The sequence below is a fragment of the Gluconacetobacter sp. genome (assembly GCF_047721585.1).
Classification (GTDB): domain Bacteria; phylum Pseudomonadota; class Alphaproteobacteria; order Acetobacterales; family Acetobacteraceae; genus Gluconacetobacter; species Gluconacetobacter dulcium.
In genome coordinates this window covers 1-23,389 of sequence record NZ_JBDNXE010000062.1, presented here as the reverse complement: position 1 = coordinate 23,389, position 23,389 = coordinate 1, and the positions used below count along the sequence as shown (strand labels likewise).

The 23,389-nt window shown below is 64.1% G+C and carries 17 protein-coding genes; 7 read left to right on the top strand and 10 right to left on the bottom strand.

Going from position 1 to position 23,389, the window contains the following annotated elements; genetic code table 11:
* Positions 1-324 precede the first annotated feature (324 nt).
* From ABF821_RS12405 to ABF821_RS12370, 8 genes are all read right to left on the bottom strand, one after another.
* Complete coding sequence (locus tag ABF821_RS12405) at positions 325-639, bottom strand: hypothetical protein (RefSeq protein ID WP_182973347.1); 315 nt, start codon at positions 637-639, stop codon at positions 325-327.
* A 17-nt stretch (positions 640-656) separates the two neighbouring features.
* Positions 657-2,060: an FAD/NAD(P)-binding protein gene (locus tag ABF821_RS12400; RefSeq protein ID WP_182973348.1), complete on the bottom strand. Its 1,404-nt coding sequence runs from the start codon at positions 2,058-2,060 to the stop codon at positions 657-659.
* A complete protein-coding gene (locus ABF821_RS12395) occupies positions 2,057-3,427 on the bottom strand; it encodes an LLM class flavin-dependent oxidoreductase (RefSeq protein ID WP_182973349.1) in 1,371 nt (456 codons plus the stop codon). Before ABF821_RS12395 ends, ABF821_RS12400 begins: the two co-directional genes overlap by 4 nt.
* Positions 3,428-3,438: 11 nt before the next feature.
* Positions 3,439-5,700, bottom strand: a complete 2,262-nt coding sequence (locus ABF821_RS12390) for a TonB-dependent receptor family protein (protein ID WP_415530187.1) — start codon at positions 5,698-5,700, stop codon at positions 3,439-3,441.
* A gap of 170 nt (positions 5,701-5,870) precedes the next feature.
* Positions 5,871-6,404 (bottom strand): flavin reductase, encoded by a 534-nt coding sequence (locus ABF821_RS12385; RefSeq protein WP_415530186.1) that lies wholly within the window; start codon positions 6,402-6,404, stop codon positions 5,871-5,873.
* Between the two features lie 25 nt (positions 6,405-6,429).
* Positions 6,430-7,605: an FMNH2-dependent alkanesulfonate monooxygenase gene (gene ssuD / locus ABF821_RS12380; protein WP_182973352.1), complete on the bottom strand. Its 1,176-nt coding sequence runs from the start codon at positions 7,603-7,605 to the stop codon at positions 6,430-6,432.
* A gap of 1 nt (position 7,606) precedes the next feature.
* Complete coding sequence (locus ABF821_RS12375) at positions 7,607-9,046, bottom strand: LLM class flavin-dependent oxidoreductase (protein WP_246401549.1); 1,440 nt, start codon at positions 9,044-9,046, stop codon at positions 7,607-7,609.
* The gene (locus ABF821_RS12370; RefSeq protein ID WP_182973353.1) at positions 9,043-10,284 is read right to left on the bottom strand and encodes an acyl-CoA dehydrogenase family protein; all 1,242 of its coding nucleotides are present in this window, start codon (positions 10,282-10,284) and stop codon (positions 9,043-9,045) included. Before ABF821_RS12370 ends, ABF821_RS12375 begins: the two co-directional genes overlap by 4 nt.
* Before the next feature lie 405 nt (positions 10,285-10,689).
* Here ABF821_RS12370 and ABF821_RS12365 point away from each other — a divergent pair, with 405 nt between their 5' ends.
* The 5 genes from ABF821_RS12365 to ABF821_RS12345 are packed head-to-tail and all read left to right on the top strand — an operon-like array spanning position 10,690 to position 16,718.
* Positions 10,690-12,342, top strand: coding sequence for an ABC transporter substrate-binding protein (locus ABF821_RS12365; protein WP_415530184.1), 1,653 nt, complete (start codon positions 10,690-10,692; stop codon positions 12,340-12,342).
* Positions 12,339-13,277 carry an ABC transporter permease gene (locus tag ABF821_RS12360; protein WP_415530183.1) on the top strand — a complete coding sequence of 313 codons (939 nt, stop codon included), beginning with the start codon at positions 12,339-12,341 and terminating at the stop codon, positions 13,275-13,277. The genes ABF821_RS12365 and ABF821_RS12360 overlap by 4 nt, the downstream gene beginning before the upstream one ends.
* Positions 13,274-14,140 (top strand): ABC transporter permease, encoded by an 867-nt coding sequence (locus ABF821_RS12355; protein WP_415530182.1) that lies wholly within the window; start codon positions 13,274-13,276, stop codon positions 14,138-14,140. The genes ABF821_RS12360 and ABF821_RS12355 overlap by 4 nt, the downstream gene beginning before the upstream one ends.
* A complete protein-coding gene (locus ABF821_RS12350) occupies positions 14,137-15,723 on the top strand; it encodes a dipeptide ABC transporter ATP-binding protein (protein ID WP_415530181.1) in 1,587 nt (528 codons plus the stop codon). Before ABF821_RS12355 ends, ABF821_RS12350 begins: the two co-directional genes overlap by 4 nt.
* 17 nt (positions 15,724-15,740) lie before the next feature.
* Positions 15,741-16,718: an aldo/keto reductase gene (locus tag ABF821_RS12345; protein WP_415530180.1), complete on the top strand. Its 978-nt coding sequence runs from the start codon at positions 15,741-15,743 to the stop codon at positions 16,716-16,718.
* A 13-nt stretch (positions 16,719-16,731) separates the two neighbouring features.
* On the opposite strand, the gene ABF821_RS12340 is transcribed toward ABF821_RS12345, so the two are convergent.
* Together ABF821_RS12340 and ABF821_RS12335 are read right to left on the bottom strand one after the other, a co-directional pair.
* Positions 16,732-17,235, bottom strand: a complete 504-nt coding sequence (locus ABF821_RS12340; protein ID WP_415530179.1) for a hypothetical protein — start codon at positions 17,233-17,235, stop codon at positions 16,732-16,734.
* A 157-nt stretch (positions 17,236-17,392) separates the two neighbouring features.
* Positions 17,393-19,810: a TonB-dependent receptor gene (locus ABF821_RS12335; RefSeq protein ID WP_415530178.1), complete on the bottom strand. Its 2,418-nt coding sequence runs from the start codon at positions 19,808-19,810 to the stop codon at positions 17,393-17,395.
* Between the two features lie 438 nt (positions 19,811-20,248).
* Between ABF821_RS12335 and ABF821_RS12330 the strand changes: the two genes are divergently transcribed.
* Positions 20,249-21,289: an L-idonate 5-dehydrogenase gene (locus ABF821_RS12330; RefSeq protein WP_415530177.1), complete on the top strand. Its 1,041-nt coding sequence runs from the start codon at positions 20,249-20,251 to the stop codon at positions 21,287-21,289.
* 714 nt (positions 21,290-22,003) lie between these two features.
* A partial coding sequence (locus tag ABF821_RS12325) for a cation:proton antiporter (RefSeq protein ID WP_415530176.1) occupies positions 22,004-23,389 on the top strand: 1,386 nt, incomplete at its 3' end.

Genomic DNA, 23,389 nt, shown 5'->3' with positions numbered 1-23,389 from the left:
CTCCCCCGCAGCCAAAGCCGGCCGCACCGAGGCCAGCCGGAGCAAGGCAACCCACCCCGCTACCAGCACATCAGCCGCACAGGTCCGCGCGGCATGGGAAAAGAAGCTGAAGATGCAGACGACGCAGCAGAAACAGAACAGCCGCTGACTCCACGCCCGCGACCCTTTCGTCGTGGCATGACCGCGTGCGGAGGCCCTCGCCACCCTGCCCCCACTCAGGGACCACGCCGGGGTCCAGTCTTCGCATTCGCCGTCACGTCCGGCAACGCCGTCAATTCGCCGAACGCCGCGCGCGAAGGCAACGCCGCGACGAACAGGCGCGATTCACCGACAGCGAGCCGTCAACCCGGCACGGAGCATGCCGCTGTCGTTGAGCATCCGTTTGCTCGTCTTCTTATGCGCTCCCATCGTACAGATCGTTGATCGCCTCGATAATCTGCGCGAGTTGAAGCTTGTCTGCGGCTGACCGGACTCGCCTTCCTTGGTCAGCTTCGGCCCGAGATTCTGTATCCCGAGATCCTTCATCCGATGATACATCAGGCGCAGCGTCGTCGTATCGATCGTCTCGCGCTCCAGCTCTCCCAAAAGAGCGCACCATTCGGTCGCCCGTCTTACCACGGCATCCAGAACAAGAAACATGCTTCAACGACGATGTATCAGTGACTTGCAGAACCGCCGATACCCACCCCGCGCAGAATGGTCCCGGCAACCCTCTCCGCATTCGCCGTCACTTCCGGCAGCCCCATCAACTCGCCAAACGTCCCGCGCGACAGCGGCCCGGCGACGAACAGGCTCGCCTCGGCCACACCGTCCACCGACAGCGCATGGCCCTCCCGGTCGGTCTCCACTCCCAGCCCCACCGGGTCGGCCCGTAGCAACCCCTGCCGAGCCAGCCCGGCCAGAAAGGGCTGGGAAGACAGGATACGCGCATGATCCGGCCCGGTCGTCGTCACCACCGCATCGAACGAGGCAACCTCCCGCTCGCCACCCCGCCGGCGCAGCGTCACGGCAAACCCATCCCCCTGCCGCGCAGCATCGTCGATCCGCCCGGCCAGCACATGCAGCGTGCCCTCCGCGATCCGTCGCCGCAGCACCCGCTCCACCTGCGGCGCGATGCGAAAGCGCCGCGTATCCCAGAACGGCCGCACATGCCGCACCAGCCGCCGCCGCTCCACCACCGGCAACGCCGCCCAGATCGCCCCGGCCTGCCGCCGCACGGCGTTGAAAACGGTCTGCCACGGTCGCTCCGGGTCCGCGCGCAACGCCCGCCGCACACGCCGCAGCACGCCGCGCGCCGTCACGGCCGGATCGGTGGAAAAATCCCCCCACGCCTCGGTCACGTCGCTCAGATCCGCCTGCGACACCTGCCCCCGCCGCGACAGCGCCACGATCTCCCCCCGATGCCCGCCAGCGTCCAGCGACGCCACCACATCCGCCATGCTCAACCCGGTGCCCACGACCAGCACCCGATCCTCCGGCCCGATCGCCTCCAGCGCCCCGACAGCCCACGGGTCGACAACCAGCCGCCCCCCGTCCCCAGCCAGCCCGGCCAGCGCCGCCGGCGGTGCCGGGGCGGGGTGCGAGGTCGCAATCACCACGATCCCGGCCTCAGTCCGTTCGCCGTCATCGGTCGCGATCCACCACCCACCTCCCGGCCGGGGCGTCACCTCCGTCACGCGCGCGCGCCGATGCACCACCTGCCCGCTGGCCAGACGCGGCGCCAGCCGCGCCGCCACATACCGCCCGAACACCGACCGCGCGGGATAGGCCGCCCCGTTGGGCAACACGGCCTCGGGGTCAGCCTCCAGCGCACCATCCGCCCGCAACCAACGGTCGAAATCGTCCAGCGCCGCCGTGGTCAGGCTCATCCGCGCCGCCGGCACATTGATCCGGTGGCGCGGATCGCGCGCCCCATACGCCACCCCCTGCCCCAAAGCCTCACGCGGCTCGAACACCGTCACGGGCGGCAGCAAAGCGTCCCCGTTCGTCAGATGCCACGCAATCGCGGCCCCGCTGAAACCGCCGCCGATAATGGCAATCCTGGGCACTGAATCCGTCATGCCGTCTCCGTATGGCGCACGCGGCTGGCCGGATGGTCCGCACCCAGCCGGTCTCCGCGCCCGAACAATTTCTCACGCAGGGTACCGGGCCGATACTCCCGCTTGTAGATGCCACGCCGTTGTAGCTCCGGCACCACATACGCCACTACATCGGCAAAGCTTTCCGGCGTCACGGCATATGCCAGATTGAACCCGTCCACACCGGTCCGCACCACCCATTCCTCCAACAGGTCGGCAACCCGCTCCGGCCCGCCGACAAGAGTGGTGCCCATGCCGCCGATCGCGGCATGTTCCGCCAGTTCCCGCACCGTCCACACCCGGCCAGGGTCCTCCACCGTCAGCGCATCGACAGCGGAATGGATCGCGTCATTGCGGATATGCCGCACCGGATCGTCCGGCGCGTACCGCGAAAAATCAATCCCCGTCCACCCCGACAGCAGCGTCAGCGCCCCCTCCAGGCTCACATACCGCCGATATTCCTGCCATTTCGCCTGCGCGGCCTCGTCATCCGCTCCGGTCATGATGGTCAGCAGCGAGAAGATCAGCGGATCTCCCGCGTGCCGCCCTTCCTGCCGCGCCCGCGCCCGCAGGTCCGCGACCGCGTTCGCCACCACCGCCGCCGATGGCCCGGCCACGAACACACACTCCGCATGCCGCGCGGCGAACGCCCGCCCACGGGAAGACGCCCCGGCCTGATAGAGAACCGGCGTCCGCTGCGCCGAAGGCTCGCAGAGATGGATCGCATCCAGCTTGAAATATGCACCCTCATGCACGATCCGCCGCACCTTCCCAGGGTCGGTAAAGATCCCCCGCGCCGCATCGCGCAGAACCGCATCGTCCTGCCAGCTTTCTTCCCACAGCCGATAGACCAGATGCAGATACTCGTCGGCAATGTCGTAGCGCGTGTCATGCGCCACCTGTCGCGCGTGCCCGGTACCCCGCGCCGCGCTGTCCAGATAACCGGTCACGATATTCCAGCCGATCCGCCCGCCCGTCAGATGATCCAGCGTCGACATCCGCCGCGCGAACGGATAGGGCGGCTCGAAAGACAAAGTGGAGGTCAGGCCAAATCCCAGATTCTCCGTCACCGCCGCCATGGCCGAAATCAGCATCGCCGGATCGTTGACAGGCACCTGCGACGCATTGCGCAGGGCGGCATCCGCATTGCCGCCATACACGTCATACACGCCCAGCACATCGGCCAGGAACAGCCCGTCGAACAGGCCACGCTCCAGCAACCGCGCCAGATCGGTCCAGTAGCGGATGGTGTTGTAAGTCCCAGACCGGTCGCGCGGATGCCGCCACAGGCCGCTGGCCTGATGCGACACGCAATTCATGTCAAAGGCATTCAGCCGGATCTCGGACATCGCCCGGCCCCTCAGTTGAAGCCCAGCGACACGCCGGCGAACACGCCCAGCCCATCGCCCGGCTGCATCACCGCCAGTTGCTTGCCCGCCGCGATATAACCCGGCACCACGATGGCGGCATAATGCGTGTTGGCCAGATTATTGACGCTCAGGAACACCTGCCGATGCTTGCCCGGCCATTCATAACCGACATTCAGATTATAGATGTGATAGGACGGCGCGAAATAGGTTTCGTCATACGCGGCCCCGACCTTCGACGACACCTGGGCATTGAACCCGGCATAGAACCCGGCCTTGGTGTCCAGATGAATCTCGCCCTGGTAGAAATGCTCCGGAATCCCCGGCAGCCGGTTGCCGCCGAACACCGCATCATGGCGAAAGCGGAAATTCTGCCAGGTATAGGCCTGCCGTAGCGACAGCCGGTTCCCCGCCCATTCATACAGCGTGGTCTCCAGCGACGCTTCCACGCCCTGATGCGTGGTCGGCGACGCATTGCCATAGATCGAGGCCCCGACCGCCTGCGATTGCGGCGTCATCACCGACAGCAATTCGTTCCGCACGTTGGAATAATAATAGGTCAGGCTCCACTTGTTCCGCCAGGCCTGCCCGGTGGTGCCGATTTCATATGTGGTCGCCGTCTGGTTGCGCAGCCTCCCCGCGCCCGAATTCATGCCCGATTGCGGAATATTGCCGGTAAAATAAGGTCCGGCATAATTCAGGTTCCAGTCGTTGGGCGGCTGGATGCTGCGGCTCACATTGCCATACAGTTCCACATGCGGGCTGACGACATAGCGAAATCCGCCGCGCGGCACGAAATTGACCGAAGACTGTTTGAAGTTCGCCCCGGCCGCCGTGTACGGATACGGCACGCCGGACGATTTCTGAATAAACGCCACCGCCGCCGCCGTCGTCAGCCAGAAATCATGGAACAGTTCGGTATTATTCCGAAGGTGGAAATAATTTTCCGTCCCGCCATAGGTCACATGGCGCAGGATCTGCCCCATCGGCAACCCGGCCAGATGCCCGGTCCGCACCCGCACCCGGTTGGTCTGCCACGCTTCAAGGTCCGACGTATCCATGAAGCCGAACTGGGTGTCACTCTTGTGCCCGGCCAACACGTCATGGCGCGTATAGTTCAGCGTCGCCGCAACCGTCTTGTAGCCCCAGATCTGGCTGAAACTGGTGTTCTGGATATCGATCGGCGCATCCTGGTAATCGAACCCCAGATCCAGCTTCGACTGGTCGTCGATCCGGATCGAGGTCGTGTTCCCGTAAAACTTCGTACCGGGCTGGATGCGCACGGAATGCCACGCCCGATAGGGCGACTGCGCCTGCTTCGGGTTCGTCAGAATCTGGTCCCGGGTCAGATACCCCGGATACCCGTTGCGCGTCTGGCGATAGCGGAAGAAGAAGCGCGTCGAAACCCGGTCATTGAAGCGATAGCCGAAATTCCCATTCACGCCGAAACTGTTCGCCTGCGTCTCGGTCTGGTAGCCGCCGCGATAGGAGTTGGTCACCCTGAGATAGTAATCCGCCTTGCCGATCACCTTGCCCGAACTGAGCTGCTCCTTGGTGTAGCCGAAGCTGCCGGCTTCCACGCGCGCCTGATAGGTCTGGGCATCATAGCCGGTCTGGGTCACATAATTGATGCCGCCGCCCAGTTGCAGCCCGCCATAATCGAAGGCATTCGCACCCCGCAATACTTCCGTGTAGCGCAGCCCCAGCGGCTCGAACAATTCATAGGGCGTCCCGGCCGGCGTCGTCACCGGCAACCCGTCGAACATCATCAGGATGCCCGAGCGGAAATAATTGGTCCCGACCTGAATCCCCGACCCACGGATCGACAGCCGCAACCCGTCCCCCCCACCAGAAGACTGTGCAAACACACCAGGCTGAAACGCCAGCGCATCGGCATTGGTCAGGTTACGCCCGCGCAATACCTGCCTGGCGTCGATCACCGTCGCCGCCCCCGGCAGGCTGTCCAGTTGCGCGCGGGCCAGATCGGCCGGCGACAGCCGATGGGTCGCCACCACGATATCCTCGCCCTTCACACGCGGCGCCGCCACGACGGAAGGCTTCTTCGGCGCGGATGCCGCATGGGCCACATGTTCGGCAGGCCGGCGCACGGCCGCATCATCGGCCCAGGCATTGGCCGCCAACGGCCCCGCCTGCATCAGGGCCAGCGCCGACGGACCAAGAAGCAGCCGGGCGGATTGCGAAAACGACCCCACCCGCCTGGGCAGGGCAAGACGACGCGAAAAAGAACGGGGCATGACACACGATTTCCAGATTCTGATGAAACAAGCAGCGACGATCCAATTTCAGCAATTCAGGTCGTCGTTATTCCCCGCACAGCAGAAAGCACAATCCCGCTTTGTTTCATTTTATATTTGCAATTTTTATCGTGAATTACCGGCACACCAAAGACGTGCCTTCGCTCCCGTCAACAGGATGTCGGCACCACAGCGTAGCGCCGCGCGAACCACACCAGCCCGTCCGTCTGCGCCCCGGCCAGATGCACATCCAGCACCTGCGCGAACACCACCGTATGGGTGCCGGCCTCCACAACGCGCTCGACCCGGCATTCGAAGGTCGCCAGCGCCCCATCCAGCAGCGGCGCCCCGGTCACGCCCCGCCGCCAGCACGCGCCCGCGAAACGCTCCTCCATCGTCTTCGACCGGCTACCGAAAGCCGAGGACAACCCCTGCTGCGCCCCCCCGAGCACATTCACCGCCAACACCCCATGATCGAGAACATGCGGATGCGCGCTGGTGGTGCGATTGATGCAGACCAGCAGGGTCGGCGGCGTATCCGACACACTGCACACGGCGGTCGCGGTAAAGCCGTGCCGGCCCTTCTCGCCATCGGTGGTCACGATGGTCACGGCACCCGCCAGCAGGGCCATGCCATCGCGAAAACGCTGCCCGGCTTCGGCTGCAAGCGCGTCGGGCACAGGGGCTTTTACGGAAACATTCATGTCGGCCGATCCTTCCGGTCGTTTATCAGGCGGCACGATGGCCGGACGCACCGGGCCGATGGTCGCCGGCAATCGTCTCGCCGAACGGCCCCATATTGCTGATCGAGGCCGCCCCACGCACCGGATGCGCCGTCGGCAGCAGCGGCAGCACCAGTTCACCGAACTGATAGGCTTCCTCCAGATGCGGATAGCCGGAGAAAATGAAACTATCGATCCCCAACCTGCGATATTCGTCGATCCGCTCGGCCACCGTCGCCGGGTCGCCCACCAGCGCGGTGCCCGCGCCGCCACGCACCAGCCCGACACCGGCCCACAGATTGGGGCTGATTTCCAGCTTGTCGCGCCGCCCGCCATGCAGCGCGCTCATCCGCGCCTGCCCCACGGAATCCATCCGCGCAAACACCTTCTGCGCCTCGGCAATGGTCGAATCGTCCAGATACGAGATCAGCCGGTCCGCCTCCGCCCACGCCGCCTCGTTGGTCTCGCGCACGATCACATGCAGACGGATACCGAACGACACCTCGCGCCCCTGCGCCTCGGCCTTGCGCCGCACATTGGCGATCTTCTCGGCCACCTGGGCCGGCGGCTCGCCCCAGGTCAGATATTTATCGATATGCGTAGCCGCGACATCCACCGCAGCCGGCGACGACCCGCCAAAATAGAGCGGCGGCCCGTTTTCCTGAAAAGTCGGGAACAGCAGGCGTCCGTCCTCAATGCGGAAATGCGGCCCCTCATGGTTCACGGTCTCGCCACGCAGCAGGGCGCGATAGATCTCCAGGAATTCATCGGTTATCGCATAACGCTCGGCATGGTCGGCAAAGAACCCGTCGCCGGCATTCTCCTTCGGGTCGCCGCCGGTCACGATATTGATCAGCAGCCGCCCGTGCGAAATCCGGTCCAGCGTCGCCGTCATCCGTGCGGAGAGCGTGGGCGATTGCAGGCCCGGCCGCACCGCGATCAGGAATTTCAGCCGCTCCGTGCTCGGCGCCAGCGCCGACGCCACCACCCAGCTATCCTCGCAGCTCCGCCCGGTCGGGATCAGTACCCCGTAATAGCCCAGAGCATCCGCCGCCCGCGCCACCTGCTGCAAATACGGCAGATCGACCGGCCGACCGCCTTTCTGCGTGCCCAGGTAACGGGAATCGCCATGGGTCGGCAGAAACCACAGCACATTGATTTTCTCGGGGATCGCGACACGCATGTCAGGACGCCTTGTTCTGGATCAGGTCAGGAAAAAGCGGCGGCGTCGGCGTGGCCAGCGCCGCCGGGTCGCGATAGCGCGCGGCGGCATGCCGGTCGGGCAGCCGGGCATGGCCGGCGCCGAACAGCCGCTCGCGCAGGGTTTCATCCGGCGCATAGGCGGTGCGATACCGCCCCCGCGCCTGCAACTCCGGCACGATCAGGTCGATGAAGTCCCGCGCGGTATCAAAGGAATGGTATTGGCGCAGATTGATGCCGTCGATGCCATCCACATCCAGCCACGCTTCGATCGCATCGGCCACCCGCCCCGGCGCACCGGCGATGAAATAGCGTCCTTCGTCGAAACGGCCGATCTGCTCCAACGCGCTGCCCACCGTCTGCTCGGGCCGGAACCGCCGCCCCATATTGCCAAAGCGCGCACCTTCACGCTTCAGCACGCTGGCGATCGTATCGTTCGGGTCGTAGCGGCGCAGATCCACTTCCGACTGCGCATGGATCAGCGCGCCTTCCAGACTATAAAATGCGCGGTAAGCCTTCAGCTTTTCCTGCGCCGCCTGCTCGGTCGGCCCGGTGATGATGCCCGCCTGGACAATAAAGCGGATATCGTCAGGCCGACGGCCGAAAGCCTGTGCCCGGCGGCGGGTCGCGGCGATATTGCGGCGCACGTCCTCGGTCGTCTGCCCGCCGATAAACACCACTTCGGCATGGCGGGCCGCATATTCCAGCCCCGCCGCCGACCCGGTCGCCTGAAAGAGCACCGGCGTGCGCTGCCGCGTCGGCTGCACCAGATGCGGCCCGGCAACCTTGAAATGCGCGCCGTGATGGTCGATGGCCCGCACCCGCGCCGGATCGGTAAAGATACCCGCCGCCCGATCGGCGACAATCGCGTCGTCGTCCCAGCTTCCTTCCCAGAGCTTGTAGAGAACATCGATATATTCATCGGCGATCACATAGCGTTCGTCATGCGGAATCTCGTCTTCCAGCCCGAAATTCCGCGCGGCGGATTGCAGGTACGAGGTCACGACATTCCATCCCACCCGACCGTTCGTCAGCACATCCAGCGTCGCCATGCGCCGCGCGAAGGCAAAGGGCGGCTCGTAGGTGGTCGAAAAGGTCACGCCGAAACCGACATGTTTCGTCACTGCCGCCATCGCTGGCACCAGCATCAGCGGGTCCAGATTCGGAATCTGCACCGCCTGCCGCAACGCCGCCGCCGTGCCGTCGCCAAACCGGTCATAGGTCCCCACGACATCGGCCAGGAACACGGCATCGAACAGCCCGCGCTCGGCAAGCTGCGCCACCTCCGTCCAGTAGGACAGTTCGGAAAACCGATGACGGTTATTGCCGGGTGCCCGCCACATGCCATGCACGATGTGGCCCACGCACGCCATCTCGAACAGATTGACGTGCAACTGTCGCGGCGCGGTCTCGTAGCTGCTCATGCCGAAGGCTCCTTACCCGGCGTGGCGGCGGCGGCGGCAGACCGCCAGATCGCATCCAGCGCCGTACCGTTCAACTCCTGGTCCCCCAGCGCCCGCGCCCGCTGCACCGCCGGATTGTGCGAGGCCAGCACACGCGCATTGCGCCAGTGCCGGTCCAGCCCCAGCGCGGACGACGTGGCCGAAGCCCCGCCGACCTCGAACAGCCGCGTCGTCGCCTCCAGCGCCTGCTCCAGCACAATCTGCTGGGCCTGGAAGGCAATACGCTCGGCCTCGTCATAAAGCGGATGTTCCAGCACGCCCGCATCCCATGCCTCGGATGCACGCTCCAGCGCCCGCGCCACATCGTCGACCAGCGCGGATGTCGAATAAGCCAGCGCCGACAGCCGCCCCACCACCTGCTGCACCAGCGGATCATGGCGCTGGCTCACCTTGCCCGGCACGCCGAAGGTCCGGGTACGCGGCCGCACGAACGCCACCGCATCGCGCAGGGCGGCACGCGTAATCCCCGCCAGCGTCGCCAGATGGAACAATTGATAATAGGCGGTCAGAAAACTGCTGCTCGGCACATGGTCGAAGGACGACCGCGCCAGAATCTGCTCTTCCGCAACCGCCACGCCGTCAAAGCGCGTCGTCCCGCTGCCGGTCAGCCGTTGGCCGAACCCGTCCCAATCGTCCTGCCGGGTCACGCCGGGCGCGGCCGCCGGCACCGCCAGATGCACACGCTCGCCGTTCGCGTCGGCCACGACGATGATCCAGTCGGCATAGAGCGTGCCGGTCGAATAATATTTGGTCCCGTCCAGCCGCCAGCCGTCGCCCTGCCGCGTCAGCGTGGTGCTGGTACCGGTGCTGTCGGTCAGTTCGGCCATCGCCGCGCCAAACAGCGCGCCATCCACGATGCGGGCATACCAGACAGCCGACCGCGCCCGGTCGGTGTCCCGCCGCCGTCCTTCGATGAAGGCAAAATGCGCGCGCACGATCTGCGGCAGGTTGGAATCCGCGGCGGCCAGTTCGGTCAGCAGGCGGAACGTCTCCACCAGCCCCACGCCCGCGCCCCCGGCCTCGCGCGGCACGCGCAACCTCCCGAACCCCACCTCACGCAACCACGATACCGCCTCATAGGGCAGGGTCCGCCCCTGTTCGCGCGCCACCGCACCCTCGGCGATCCGCTCGAACACCCCTCGCAGACCTCCCTCCGTCAGAGGGGCTGGGGCCGGCGCATCCTGCGTCAATGCGTCCATCGTCTTCCGATGCCTCCGCCATAAACAACAAAAATAAACGTACTTAATCTCCGTTATCCAGAGCATTATAAACGATTCGAATTGAGTCAATGCAGATATCACTAAATCTACAAAATTCAGGCGTGAAAATCCTTTCAACATATTGAATTATATATAAAAAATTTTTAGCCTCCTTTCTGACCAACCCCAGCACCACGCCGCATCCGCCCGACGCATGCGCGGCGGCGCCACACACGCCCCCATCGCCGGATACGACTCCCAACCCGCAGGAGGACCGCACCCGAACATTGCACAACACCAAATGATATATTTTTCCTTGATATTGAAAAATAACACGATAACGATCGTCACATCCCGGCCGAAATTAACGATTTTTTTTAGCGGTTCATTCCCGAAAGCATGTCGATGCCTCCTCCCCTCCACCGCACCTCCAGCCAGGCGTTATGGCTGGGCGCGGCCGCGCTGCTACTGGCCACGACGGGGTGCCGCCGCCACGATTCCCACGCCACGGCGCACGAACCGGTCCAGGGCGGCACCCTGATCTACGCGACCGACCGCGAACCGATCTGCCTGGACCCGCATGTGCAGGGCGACATGCCGCAGGTCTTCCTGGCCGAGCAATATCTCGATTCGCTGGTGGCGATGGACAGTTCGGGCCGCATCCTGCCCTGGCTGGCCACCGACTGGACGGTCTCGGAAGACGGACGAACCTACATCTTCCACCTGCGCCACGACGTCACCTTCACCGACGGCACGCCATTCACCGCCGAGGCCGTGCGGGCGAACCTGGATCACATGGTCGATCCCCACACCCAATCCAGCACCGCCGGCGGCTACATCAAGCAATATGCCGGCACCGACATCATCGATGCCTACACGGCCGCCGTTCATCTCAAAACGCCCTATGCGGCCTTCCTCGAAGTGCTCGCGCAGGGCTTCCTCGGCATCGAATCCCCCCGCGCCCTGGCCCGCCCGCGCGACGAAAACTGCCAGAATCCGGTCGGATCAGGCCCGTTCCGCATCGTACGCTGGGACCACCAGAGCCAGATCGTCCTGGAGCGCAATCCGGCCTATCGCTGGGGCTCGCCCACGGCGCACCACACCGGCCCGGCCTACCTGGACCGCATAGAATGGCGCATCATCCCCGAGGCATCGGTACGCTTCGCGGCCCTGCAAGCCGGCGAGGTCGATGCCATCGACTCCCTGCCGCCCGAGGCCGAAACCCCGGCCCGGCGCAATCCCGACCTATGGCTGCTGATGGCCGACCGTCCCGGCAACCCCACGAACGGCACGCTGAACATCAAGCGCGCGCCCTTCGACGATATCCGGGTGCGCGAGGCTTTCATCCGCTCCGCCGACATCGACGGCGCGCTGGCCAGCGTCTTTTTCCACCACTACCGCCGCGCCGGCGGCCCGCTCAGCCCAACCACCCCATTCTATAGTCCAACCTTCGAACATCACGCCGATTACGACCCCGACCGGGCACGCGCCCTGCTGGACCAGGCCGGCTGGACCGGCCGCACGGAGGACGGCATCCGCACCCGCAACGGGCACGCACTGAGTGTCCACATCCCGCTCAAGGCTTCCCTTTCCGCCGCCGAACGCACGCTGTGGGAACAGGTTCAGGCCACCGCGCGCGCCACCGGTTTCGACGTTCGGCTGGAAAATGGCGACGACACGTCGATCCTCGAACGCGAGGGCCATTGGGATTACGATGTCCGCATCGGCTACTGGAACACCAACACCGCCGACGTGCTGCGCATCGTCTTTTCCTCCGCCTTTCTCGGCGCCGCCGGCGTCGGCGGCCACCACCAGAACGAGGCGGGTTTCAGCGATCCCACCTTCGACCAGATCGTAAACGACGCCCTGCTGACCACCGACCCGGACAAACGGCGCGCGCTGTATCTGCAAGCCCAGACGATTGCGGCGCGGAACTTCCTGCAAATCACGACCTATCCGCAGAGCACCCGCCTCGCCCTGTCGCGCGCGGTGCATGACGTGCGGCTCGAACCCTCGCTGAACGTCACCAGCCTCTACGATGCATGGGTAACGCGATGACCCACCTTCTCCACCGCGCCGCATGGCGCCTGCTGGGCGGCCTGCTGGTGCTGCTGGCAGCCGCCAGCCTCACCTTCGCCGCCCTGCACCTCACACCGGGCGATCCGGTCACCGCCATTCTCGGCGGTGCCGCGGCCAACCCCACGCCCGAGGCCATCGCCGCCGCCCGCCACGAATACGGGCTCGATCGCCCGCTTGCGGTGCAATACGGCCTCTATATCGCCCGCATCGCACGCGGCGATCTCGGCCAGTCCTTCTCGCAGCACATGCCGGTCATCGCGGTGCTGCGCGCGCAGGCCCCGCCGACGCTGGCGTTGATGGCCGCATCTCTGGCGGTGGCATGGCTGCTGGCATTGCTCTCAGTCGTCCCGACCGCCCGGCGCGGCATGGCCGGAGCCATTGCCTCAACGCTGGAGACGATCAGCGCCGGGCTGCCGCAATTCTGGCTCGGCATCCTGCTGCTGTGGGGCCTGGCGTTTGAATGGCGCCTGCTGCCACCGGCCGGCAATCACGGCCTGCCGGCACTGGTGCTGCCCACCCTGTCACTGGCCATTCCATTGGCCGGCTTCATCGCCCAGGTGATGCGCGAATCCTTTGATCTGGCGCTGGACCAGCCCTTTATCCTCACCGCCCGCGCACGCGGTCTGGGCGATGGCGCGGTCCGGCTGCGCCATGCCCTGCGACACGCGCTCCTGCCCTGCATCAGCCTCTCGACGTGGGCGGTCGGCGCGCTGGTCGGCAATGCGGTGGCCATCGAAATCATCTTCTCGCGACAGGGGCTGGGGCGCGAACTGTTCCTGTCCGTCGCCACGCATGACATGCCGCTGGTCTCCGGCATCGTCCTGTTCATCGCGCTGACCTACATCCTGGCCGGCCTCGCCGCCGACACACTCATCGTCCTCGTCGATCCCAGACTGAAGGGAACGCGCCCATGACCAGCCTGTCCCTCGCCTCCTCCGTGGGCCGCCTGCCCTCCCGGCGCCGCCTGCCGCGCCCAGGCCATCTCGGCCCAGCGGCGGCAGTCCTGTTCCTGGCCCTGCTGAGCATCGCCGCACTGGCCCCGCACCTGCTCATCCACACCGACCCGCTGGCCATCGCCCCGCGTGAGGCCTTTCACGCCCCGTCGATGGCCCATCCGTTCGGCACCGACCAATCCGGCCGCGACATCCTGGCGCGAGTGATCTACGGCGCCCGGCAATCACTGGCGCTGGGCTGCGGCGCCATCACGCTGTCGCTGAGCATCGCCACCATTCTGGCGCTGATCGGCGGTCTGGGCGGCCACATCGCCGAACAGGGCGTGCGGTGGCTGATCGACATCCTGTTCGCCTTTCCCGTGCTGGTGCTGGCGCTGCTATGCACCGCGACACTCGGAAGCGGCATCGGCCCGCTGATCGTCGCGATCGGGGTCAGCAGCGCCGCCGGCTATACGCGCATGGTGTTCGGCCAGGTGCTGTCGGTGCGTGGCGCGGGCTATGTCGAGGCCGCGCGGGCTCTCGGTCACAGCCCGGCGCGCATCGTCGTCCGGCACATCCTGCCCAATGCCTTCCGGCCGCTGGTCGTCACCGCCACCATGGGCGTCGGGCAGACCGTCGTATGGTCGGCCGCGCTCTCTTTCCTCGGCCTGGGCGCCCCACCGCCGGCGGCGGAATGGGGCACGATGCTGTCGATGGGCCGCGATTTCATCGCCGAGGCGTGGTGGATGACCTTCTTCCCCGGCCTCGCCATCGTCGTGACCATGCTGTCCACCACGATCGCCGGCCGCGCCCTGCAACGTGCGATCGAGGGACGTGGATCATGATTCTGGAGGTTGAAAATCTCTCGGTTTCCTTCCCCACGCCGACGGGCGAGCATGTGGCTGTCCATGACCTGTCCTTCACCCTGCAACCGGGCCGGGTGGTGGCGCTGGTCGGGGAATCCGGATCTGGCAAAAGCGTCACCGCCCGCAGCCTGATCGGCCTCGCAGGGGCACAGGCCCGCGTCTCCGCCCGCCGCCTCTCACTGGGCGGGCAGGATCTCCGCACCCTGTCGCCGCGCGACTGGCGCGCGCTGCGCGGGCGCGACATCGGCATGGTCCTGCAGGATGCCCTCGTGGCATTGGACCCGCTGCGCCCCGTAGGGCGGGAAATCGCCGAATCCCTGTCCGCCCACAAATGGGGCACGCGGGCCGAGCGAAACGCGCGCGTGCATAACCTGCTGGAACAGGTCGGCATTCCCGACCCGGCCCTCCGCGCCCGCCAGCGTCCCGACGAACTCTCCGGCGGCCTGCGCCAGCGCGCACTGATCGCCAGCGCCATCGCGCTGTCTCCCCCGCTGTTGATCGCGGACGAGCCGACCACGGCGCTGGACCCCTCTGTGCAGGCCCAGATCCTGCGCCTGCTGGGGCGGCTGCGCGACAATGGCACCGGCCTGCTGCTGATCAGCCACGATCTCGGCTTCGTCGCCCGCCTGGCCGACCATGTGATCGTCCTGCATCACGGCGCGGTGGTGGAACAGGGCGCGACCGCGCAGGTTCTCGGCCGGCCCGTCCATGCCTATACACGGACGCTGCGCGACGCCGACCCGGTGCGCCACCCGCCACGCGCCACCGCGCACCATGGCACCGAAACGGCTCCGCTGCTGACCGCCGACGGCCTGTCGCTCAACCGGCGCGGCCCCGACGGGGTCGTGCGACCCATCCTGTCCGATGTCGGATTCAGCCTCCATCCCGGCCGCACGCTCGGCCTGATCGGGGAATCGGGCTCGGGAAAGACCACCACCGCGCGCATCGTCATGGGCCTGACGCAGCCCGATGCAGGCGAGGTGACCTTCCTGGGCGAACGATGGGTGCGAGGCGGGCGGCAGGGGGTGCCGGAAGGGGATCGCCGCCCGCGGCGCAGGGCAATGGCGATGATCTACCAGGACCCCCTGGGCTCATTCGATCCGCGCTGGACGGTGCGGGACATTCTGGCGGACGCACTGTCGGCCGCCGGTAATCGCGACCACGCCATCGCCACCCTCCTGGACCGCGTGCGCCTGCCTGCGTCGATCGCCGCGCGACGACCGGCCAGTCTCTCAGGCGGCCAGCGGCAGCGGGTGGCGATCGCGCGCGCGGTCGCGGTCCGGCCGGCGCTGATCGTGTGCGACGAACCGGTTTCGGCGCTGGATGTTTCCGTGCAGGCCCAGGTGCTGGACCTGCTGGAGGAATTGCAGCGCGAACTGAACATGGCCTATCTGTTCATCTCACACGATCTGGGCGTCATCCGGCGGATGTGTGACGATGTTCTGGTGATGCGGTCCGGCCGGATCGTCGAGGCCGGTCCGGCGGCGGAGATTCTGACTGCCCCCCGCCATCCCTTTACCCGCACCCTGCTGGACGCCGCACAGGACCTTTCGGCCGCCTGACAGAAAGAGATCATTCCATGGACTATATCCGACTGGGCCGCACCGGCCTTCAGGTCTCACGCCTCTGTCTGGGCTGCATGACCTACGGCCAGCCCGATCGCGGCAACCATTCCTGGACCCTGGACGAGGAGCACAGCCGCCCCCTGATCCGGCAGGCGCTGGAAGCCGGGATCAATTTCCTCGACACCGCCAACATCTATTCCGACGGCTCGTCCGAGGAAATCGTCGGCCGCGCGATCCGCGATTTTTCACGCCGCGAAGATGTGGTTCTGGCGACCAAGGTGTTTTTCCGCACCCGTCCGGGGCCGAACGGCTCGGGCCTCTCGCGCCGCGCCATCCTGGCCGAGATCGACAACAGCCTACGCCGCCTGGGCACCGATTACGTCGATCTGTACCAGATCCATCGTTGGGACCCGCACACGCCGATCGAGGAAACGCTGGAAGCCCTGCATGACGTCGTGAAGGCCGGCAAAGCACGCTATATCGGCGCATCGTCGATGTTCGCCTGGCAGTTCGCCAAGGCAATCTACACCGCCCGCCAGCATGGCTGGACCGAATTCGTGAGCATGCAGGACCACCTGAATCTGCTCAACCGTGAGGAAGAGCGCGAAATGCTGCCTTTCTGCCACGACCAGGGGATCGGCATCCTGCCCTGGAGCCCGCTGGCGCGCGGCCTGCTGGCCCGCGACTGGCGCGAACGCACCACCAGGCAGGAAACCGACAACGTGCTGCATAATCTGTATGACCAGACGCAGTCCGCCGACCGCGCGGTGATCGATGCGGTCGGCCGCATCGCACAGGCGCGCGGCGTGCCGCGTGCCCAGGTGGCGCTGGCATGGCTGTTGCAAAAGCCCGGCATCACCGCCCCTATCGTCGGGGCCTCGAAGCCCGGCCATCTGGACGACGCGCTCGCTGCAGTGGACCTGATACTGGATCACGGTGAGATCACAACCCTGGAGGAACCTTATATTCCCCACGCCATCGCCGGGTTCTAAACCGGCCAGCCCGTCACTTTAATGATACATCAGTTGCGTGACGAATTAAAGAAATATGGAGTTCCTGAAGAGACCACGGGGTGTCTTCCGTTGCGCGTCTGAGAACGATCAACGGATACATGACCGTATAGGGACGTGCACTGGCGGGCTTGTTTTCATAAAGGACCAACGCAAACGTGCCGGTCGCAAAATTTCCGTAAACGTTTATGATCGGAGCATATATATTACAGCTTGCGAATGGATTTTTTTTGATATTATCCAAGCTTTTCTTAAAACTCTCCTTGTTTTGCAAAGGCTGGTTGCCGGCTCCGATTGCTTGAAAATTTTTCTCTGCAAACTGGTCGAGTTCGTCCGCTTTTCCCTGGCTGATGATCTCCGCTGTCTTATTGATCGACTTCATTACGCTGGTAGGTGGCCCACTCAGCGAACATTCCGCTGAAGCAGAGGTTATGTCAATCGAAGCGGCGAAGGCTACAACCCCCAACAGAATTACCGTCCGACGAAATACAAGCATCATTTTACTCACCCAGCATAGTGACGAGATTTTTATTTCTTCGATCTCTTTTGAATTATATCAACCCTGCCACATGATTACGATACGATATGATATGATACATGAACGGATGGCTCCGAACAATCGGGCGAGCTTGTTTCAAACAGCGGATGTCGATGCTTTAAAAGCCAGTCGTGGCCGTTACCATCATCGCGAACGTGCTGGCGATCAGATAGGCTGGGGCGCCGGAGGAATCGATCATGTTGCCACGCACGCCCATGGTCGGGTTGGTATTGTTCGACAGGCTCTGAATACCAGAACGGTAATGCCAGCTCGCCAGGTTATACATGTTAAGCTGGATCTGCGGGTGCTTCAGATGCCACATGTCCGGCAGGCGATAGCCCAGCGTCATGTCGATCTGGCCATGGGCAGGGAGCGATTCCTGATCCATGAAGTCGGAATATTGACGGCCGATCCACCGATACATGAAATTGCCGAAGAGATGGCTGTCATCATAGCTCAGGGCGGCGCTGGTCGTCCATTCAGGGGCCATCGGCGCCCGCTTGCCGGCGGAGGGCAGATAATCGAGCGCACCGTTATCCGCCATCGCCGGCAGGTTGTTGTCGGTGCGGGCATAGAGATATTCGCCCGACACATAAGGGCTGAAATGATGCCACGGGCGCAGGCCGAACTCGAGATCGGCGCCCCGCACCGTCTGGCCGCCGGCATTCATCGAAACCCCGCTGAAAGAACTGCCGTTGACGATCGTATTGGTGGTGATGTTGCGATTGGTGAAATTGTAGTTGAACAGATTGATCGTCAGATTGTACAGACCAAAATGCCGGTAGCCGAGTTCTTCGGAAATCGCGAATTCCGGCTTGACCGACCCGCCGATGCCCATACTGTTCCCCGGAACGCCCGAGAAATAGGAATTGGTCGTCGGCATGCGAAAATTCGTCGCGACGTCGAAAAAGACCTGATTATGATCGTCGATCCGATAACTGCCCGAAAGGCGCGGCAGCGGCGTGGCGTAGTTCGTACCCACGGCATAAGGCACCGCGTTGTCGTAATTATTGGTACCCGCGCGATTCATCATGACATATTTGAAGCCCGCGTTCAGCTTCAGCCGATCGTTCAGCCACGACGTGGAATCGCTGACATATAATCCGATGGATTGCGTGATCATGTGGTAGTTCAGGAGCAGGTTATATTCATACCCGTTGGGAAATTTCAGCCCGTAGGAACCCCATATGTTGGGCGGATCGCCATTCGGCCCCAACTGGCTGATATTGGTGACTTCGGCATCGTCATAATAGTCATAGAATGCCCCGAGGCTGATCGTCTGATGCCGACCTGCCTTGTAGTCCAGATGGCCGGTGATGCCGGGATGATATTCCCGCATCAGGTAATAACCATCGCCATGGAAGGATTGTGTGCCCGAATTGTCATAGGCGAGACCGGGATAGGGCAGGACCAGAGTCTCATTCTGGCCGGTCGAAGGATTATATTGATTGACCGGCATGTCCCATTGGCCCATGCCGCTGCCGCCACTGCCCCAATACAGATAAGGCGTGATGTGCAGCGACAGGTCGCGCGTCAGCGTGAAATGCATCGGCGCGACCAGGATCAGGCTGCGCCAAGCACCCAGTTCGGTCGGCCAATAGCTGCCGGCCTCGTTCGTTTCGAACGGATTTGCCGCGTAATTGAAACTGTTGCCCGATTGCCGCCATTGCTGGGCGGTGACGGGGGCGTAGGTCGGCTGGTTGTTCTCGTTATAAGCCTCGACAAAGGAAATCGAGTTTCCCTGTCCCCATTCCTTCATGAATTTGGAATCAATATGCCGCCGCTGCCCCCGTCCGGGGCCGCGCCAGGTGCCAAAGGTCGCATTGGAATACGAGATATAGCCGCGCACGCCGGTATTGAGGATATCGCCCGTGTTCACACGGATGAAGCCACGATCGGTCTTGTGCGATCCGTAGGAATAATCGACCAGACCGCCGAATGAATGCGACGGATCGACCGTCCTGATATTCATCTGGCCGCCGGTGGCGCTGACCAGTGGCGCGTTGATGTCCGACGTTCCCTGCGAGAGCTGCACTTCCTGGTAATTCTCGGTATCGCCCCATTGCGACGTATAGGGGTCGTAAGCCGAGATGTCGGCGATCGGCGCACCGTCATACAGATAGCCCAGTTCCGACTGGTTCATGCCGCGAACATTGATCGACGTCTGGTCCGACAGGCCGAACGGGTCCGACGAAGCGATATTCGTGCCCGGCGCGAACTGGATCATCTGCGCAGCCGAGGTGATCGGTGCCAGCTTGGCGATGAAGTCACGGCCCACGGTTGTGATCGCCTTGGCTTCGGTCTGCTCGCTCATCATCCCGCCGCCCGGTGCCCGCCCCGTCACGCCATCGGCGCTTTCCACCGGGTTGCTGCCGGTGACGGTAATGCTCTCCGTCTTTGGACGTGAAGCTGCCGCCACCGGGTGGGTCGCGGGCTGGGCCTGCCCTATCGCCGCCTGGGCCCAGGTGCGCGAGGCCTCACCGGTAGAAAGCGCCGTAGCGGCCATGAACAGAAAGACAACGAACCTCGACGACAATCCTATCCCCTTCCCTGCTTCCCGGCAGATTCGCACGAAGCGCCTATTTATGACGAAATGAACGCCCCGCGCGTCACCACGTCGCGACCCGGAGGCGAATCTGCCGCTCTGTGTCCGTCCGGAAACACCTTTCGGATCAACCCCCTGCGCATTTCGCACAGGCACTCTCTCACGACCGTCGATGCCGCCGCGCCGCCGGCGATACAGACGCGGCAGATCGCGGGGCTGTCCGGCAGAACGGTCTGCTTCACCCGCGCCTCCGCATGGACGACCAGACGGGGTCCGATGCATGGCATCCGGCAAGCCGTTCGGGCGTTAGCAATCAGGCGGATCGGCCGCAAATCATTCACCCGATCCGGCCGACCTGCCTCGAACTTCCCGACCCTTCTCATTCCTGCACAGGGATGCAATCCTTTCTTACAACAGGGTACAGCCGCGATGTCCGACACTGCATATACAACTGAAGCACTGGTGATCCATGCCAAGGAGGATCTGCGGCTGGACAGGGTAGCCATCACCGCGCCTGGAACCGGCGAGGTGACGGTGCGGGTCGCATGGGGTGGGATCTGCGGCTCCGACATGCATTATCTCAAACATGGCGGAGTAGGTGCCTCCGTTTTGCGCGAGCCCATGATTCTCGGCCACGAAATCTCGGGCTTCGTCGAACGGACGGGTCCGGGCGTAAGCGGCTTGGTGCAGGGCGCGCCGGTTGCAATTCATCCGGCCCGCCCCTGTGGAGACTGCCCCGAATGCCGGCGTGGCCTGCGGCATCTGTGCGGCGATACGCGCTTTCTGGGCAGCGCCGCCATGTTGCCCCACACGGATGGCGGCTTCCGGCGCCTGATGACCGTGGCGGCCAGTCAGGTCTACCCGCTGCCGCCGGGCCTGGACGTTCGCAGCGCCTGCCTCGCCGAGCCACTGTCGGTTGCGCTGCATGCCATTGCCCGTGCGGGAGAGGTCCGTGGCAGGACCATACTGGTTCAGGGCGCCGGCCCCATCGGAGCCCTGATCGTGGCCGGGCTGAAGATCGCCGGCGCGGAGACGATCGTCGCCACCGATCTTCAGGATTTTCCGCTGTCGATCGCCCGCCGGATGGGCGCCACATCCGTCATCAATACCGCTGCGACGCCCTATCGGGCGGATCATGACATTGTGTTCGAAGCCTCCGGAGCCGCCAGCGCGTTGCCGACGGCGATCGCCTGCACCGCCAAGGGCGGCATTCTGGTACAGGTCGGTATGTTTCCGCCCGGCGATGTCGGCATCCCGCTCGGCCAGATCATCGCGCGGGAACTGGATTATCGCGGGTCATTTCGCTTCGACGCGGAATTCGGCACCGCGCTCACCCTGCTGGCGACCAACCCCTGGATCGCGGAGGGGCTGGTGACCCATCGGTTCGGGCTGTCGGCATTCGACGAGGCATTCACGACATCCATCGACCGGCGACACGCCTCGAAAGTACTTTTTGACATGGCCGGTTAAACCTGAAAATCCCGTGACCGTTGACATGTTTTGAAACGACGGCTGCCGCGACCATGCGCGGCCGGGCTGCGGGTCGCGCCCTTTCCCGCAAGGGCATCATTGTGTCGATGAGCGCGATTCCAAAATCTTTTTTTGAAGATTATTATTATAACGTCGTTTTTCTTTTCTTCGTCCCATTCGCCGCTACCGGCGTGTCGCATCGTGCGCGGCACGCCCGTTTTTGCGTCTTTCGCATATCATCCGTAAGGCAACGCATTGTAACACTTTGATATTTTTGGCAGTTCGTCCGACAGATACCGCCCGGGCAGGAGACCGAATATCTCGAAAACATCTTAAAAAATTGAGTGCTCCCGACGCGCGGACAAGCCATTGTCACGCCTTGAAAGAGGAGTTCCCGGCCCATGCCGCATGTCAGCCCCCTGATCACGATTCTGGTCACCGGCCTGACATCACAGGTTCCGGGTCTTCTTCGCCCACGGGCCAGTTCCGGCCGAGACAAACCTGCCAGTGCGCGACGGTTTCACGGCGCGGCACCTCATCTGCCCGGCAGAGCCACCTTCCTGCGCCATACCGATTGCGCCTTCCAGCGCGTCAGGACCGTGGCCGCCTGCCGGCTCTGACGGCGGCAGTAATCATTCAAAATAAAAACTCTCTCTTCCCGATCCCCGGTAGGGGGCGGGCCGTTGTTCCGACACCCGTCAGGAGAAATCAGCCATGCCGCACGACACCCCCCTGATTTCCACGATCGTGGCGGGGCTCGTTCTTGCATTCATTTTCGGTGCTATCGCCAACCGCCTGCGCATGCCGCCGCTTGTCGGCTATCTGGTCGCAGGGGTTCTGGTCGGGCCGCATACGCCCGGTTTCGTGGCCGATCAATCCCTGGCGCCGGAACTGGCTGAACTCGGCGTGATCCTGCTGATGTTCGGTGTCGGCCTGCATTTCTCCATGAGGGAATTGCTGGCGGTGCGTTTTATCGCCATTCCGGGGGCGCTGGCGCAGATCGGTGTTGCCACGGTGCTCGGCTGGGTGCTGGGCATTACCATGGGGTGGTCGACCGCTGGCGGCATCGTCTTCGGGCTGGCCATCTCGGTCGCTTCCACCGTCGTACTGCTGAAGGCGCTACAGGAGCGGCGCCTGATCGACACGGAACGGGGTCAGATTGCCGTCGGCTGGTTGATCGTCGAGGACCTGGTGACGGTTCTTGCTCTGGTGCTGATCCCTGCCCTTGCAAGCACCGCCGGGCATGGGGGCGTCGTCCGTGATCCGCTGGTGCGGCTCATGGAGCGTCTTCTGGGCTTCGATCCCGGACTGGGCGGCGTGCTCGCATTGACGGTGCTGAAACTGGGGGCTTTCGTGGCAGTGATGCTGCTGATCGGCCGCCGGTTTATTCCATGGCTGCTGCATAGGATTGCGTATACCGGCTCCCGCGAGTTGTTTCGTCTCGGCGTGCTGGCCATCGCGCTCGGCACGGCTTACGGCGCGGCGAAAGTGTTCGGGGTCTCGCTGGCGCTCGGTGCCTTTTTCGCCGGCACGATCCTGTCGGAGAGCGAACTCAGCCAGCGTGCGGCGGAGGAGAGCCTGCCGCTGCGCGATGCGTTCTCTGTCCTGTTCTTCGTATCGGTCGGCATGCTGTTCGACCCAAGGGCACTCATCGAAAGCCCGCTGCCCCTGCTGGGGACGCTTACGATCATTCTGGTCGCAAAATCGATTACCGCGTTTCTGATCGTCATCGCCTTTCGACGCGGAGTGCTGATCGCGCTTACCATATCGGCCAGCCTGGCACAGATCGGGGAGTTTTCCTTTATCCTCACCGACATGGGTGTCACGCTGAAGCTACTGCCGGAAGAGGGGCGTAGCCTGGTGCTGGCGGCCGCCATCATTTCCATCATCCTGAACCCGCTGAGCTTTGCTTTCTGCGAACGTATCCTCAAACCTGCGTTTGAAGCCCGACTCATTCGGGCCGCGACCGGGCCGCTCTCGCCCGCATCAGTTCTCCCTGTCGAAACAGCGCTCTCCGAACCAGAGAAGACGGGATCGCATAGGGAAGGCGACATCTTGCCGACCACCCTGACGGGTCATGTGGTGGTAGTAGGATACGGG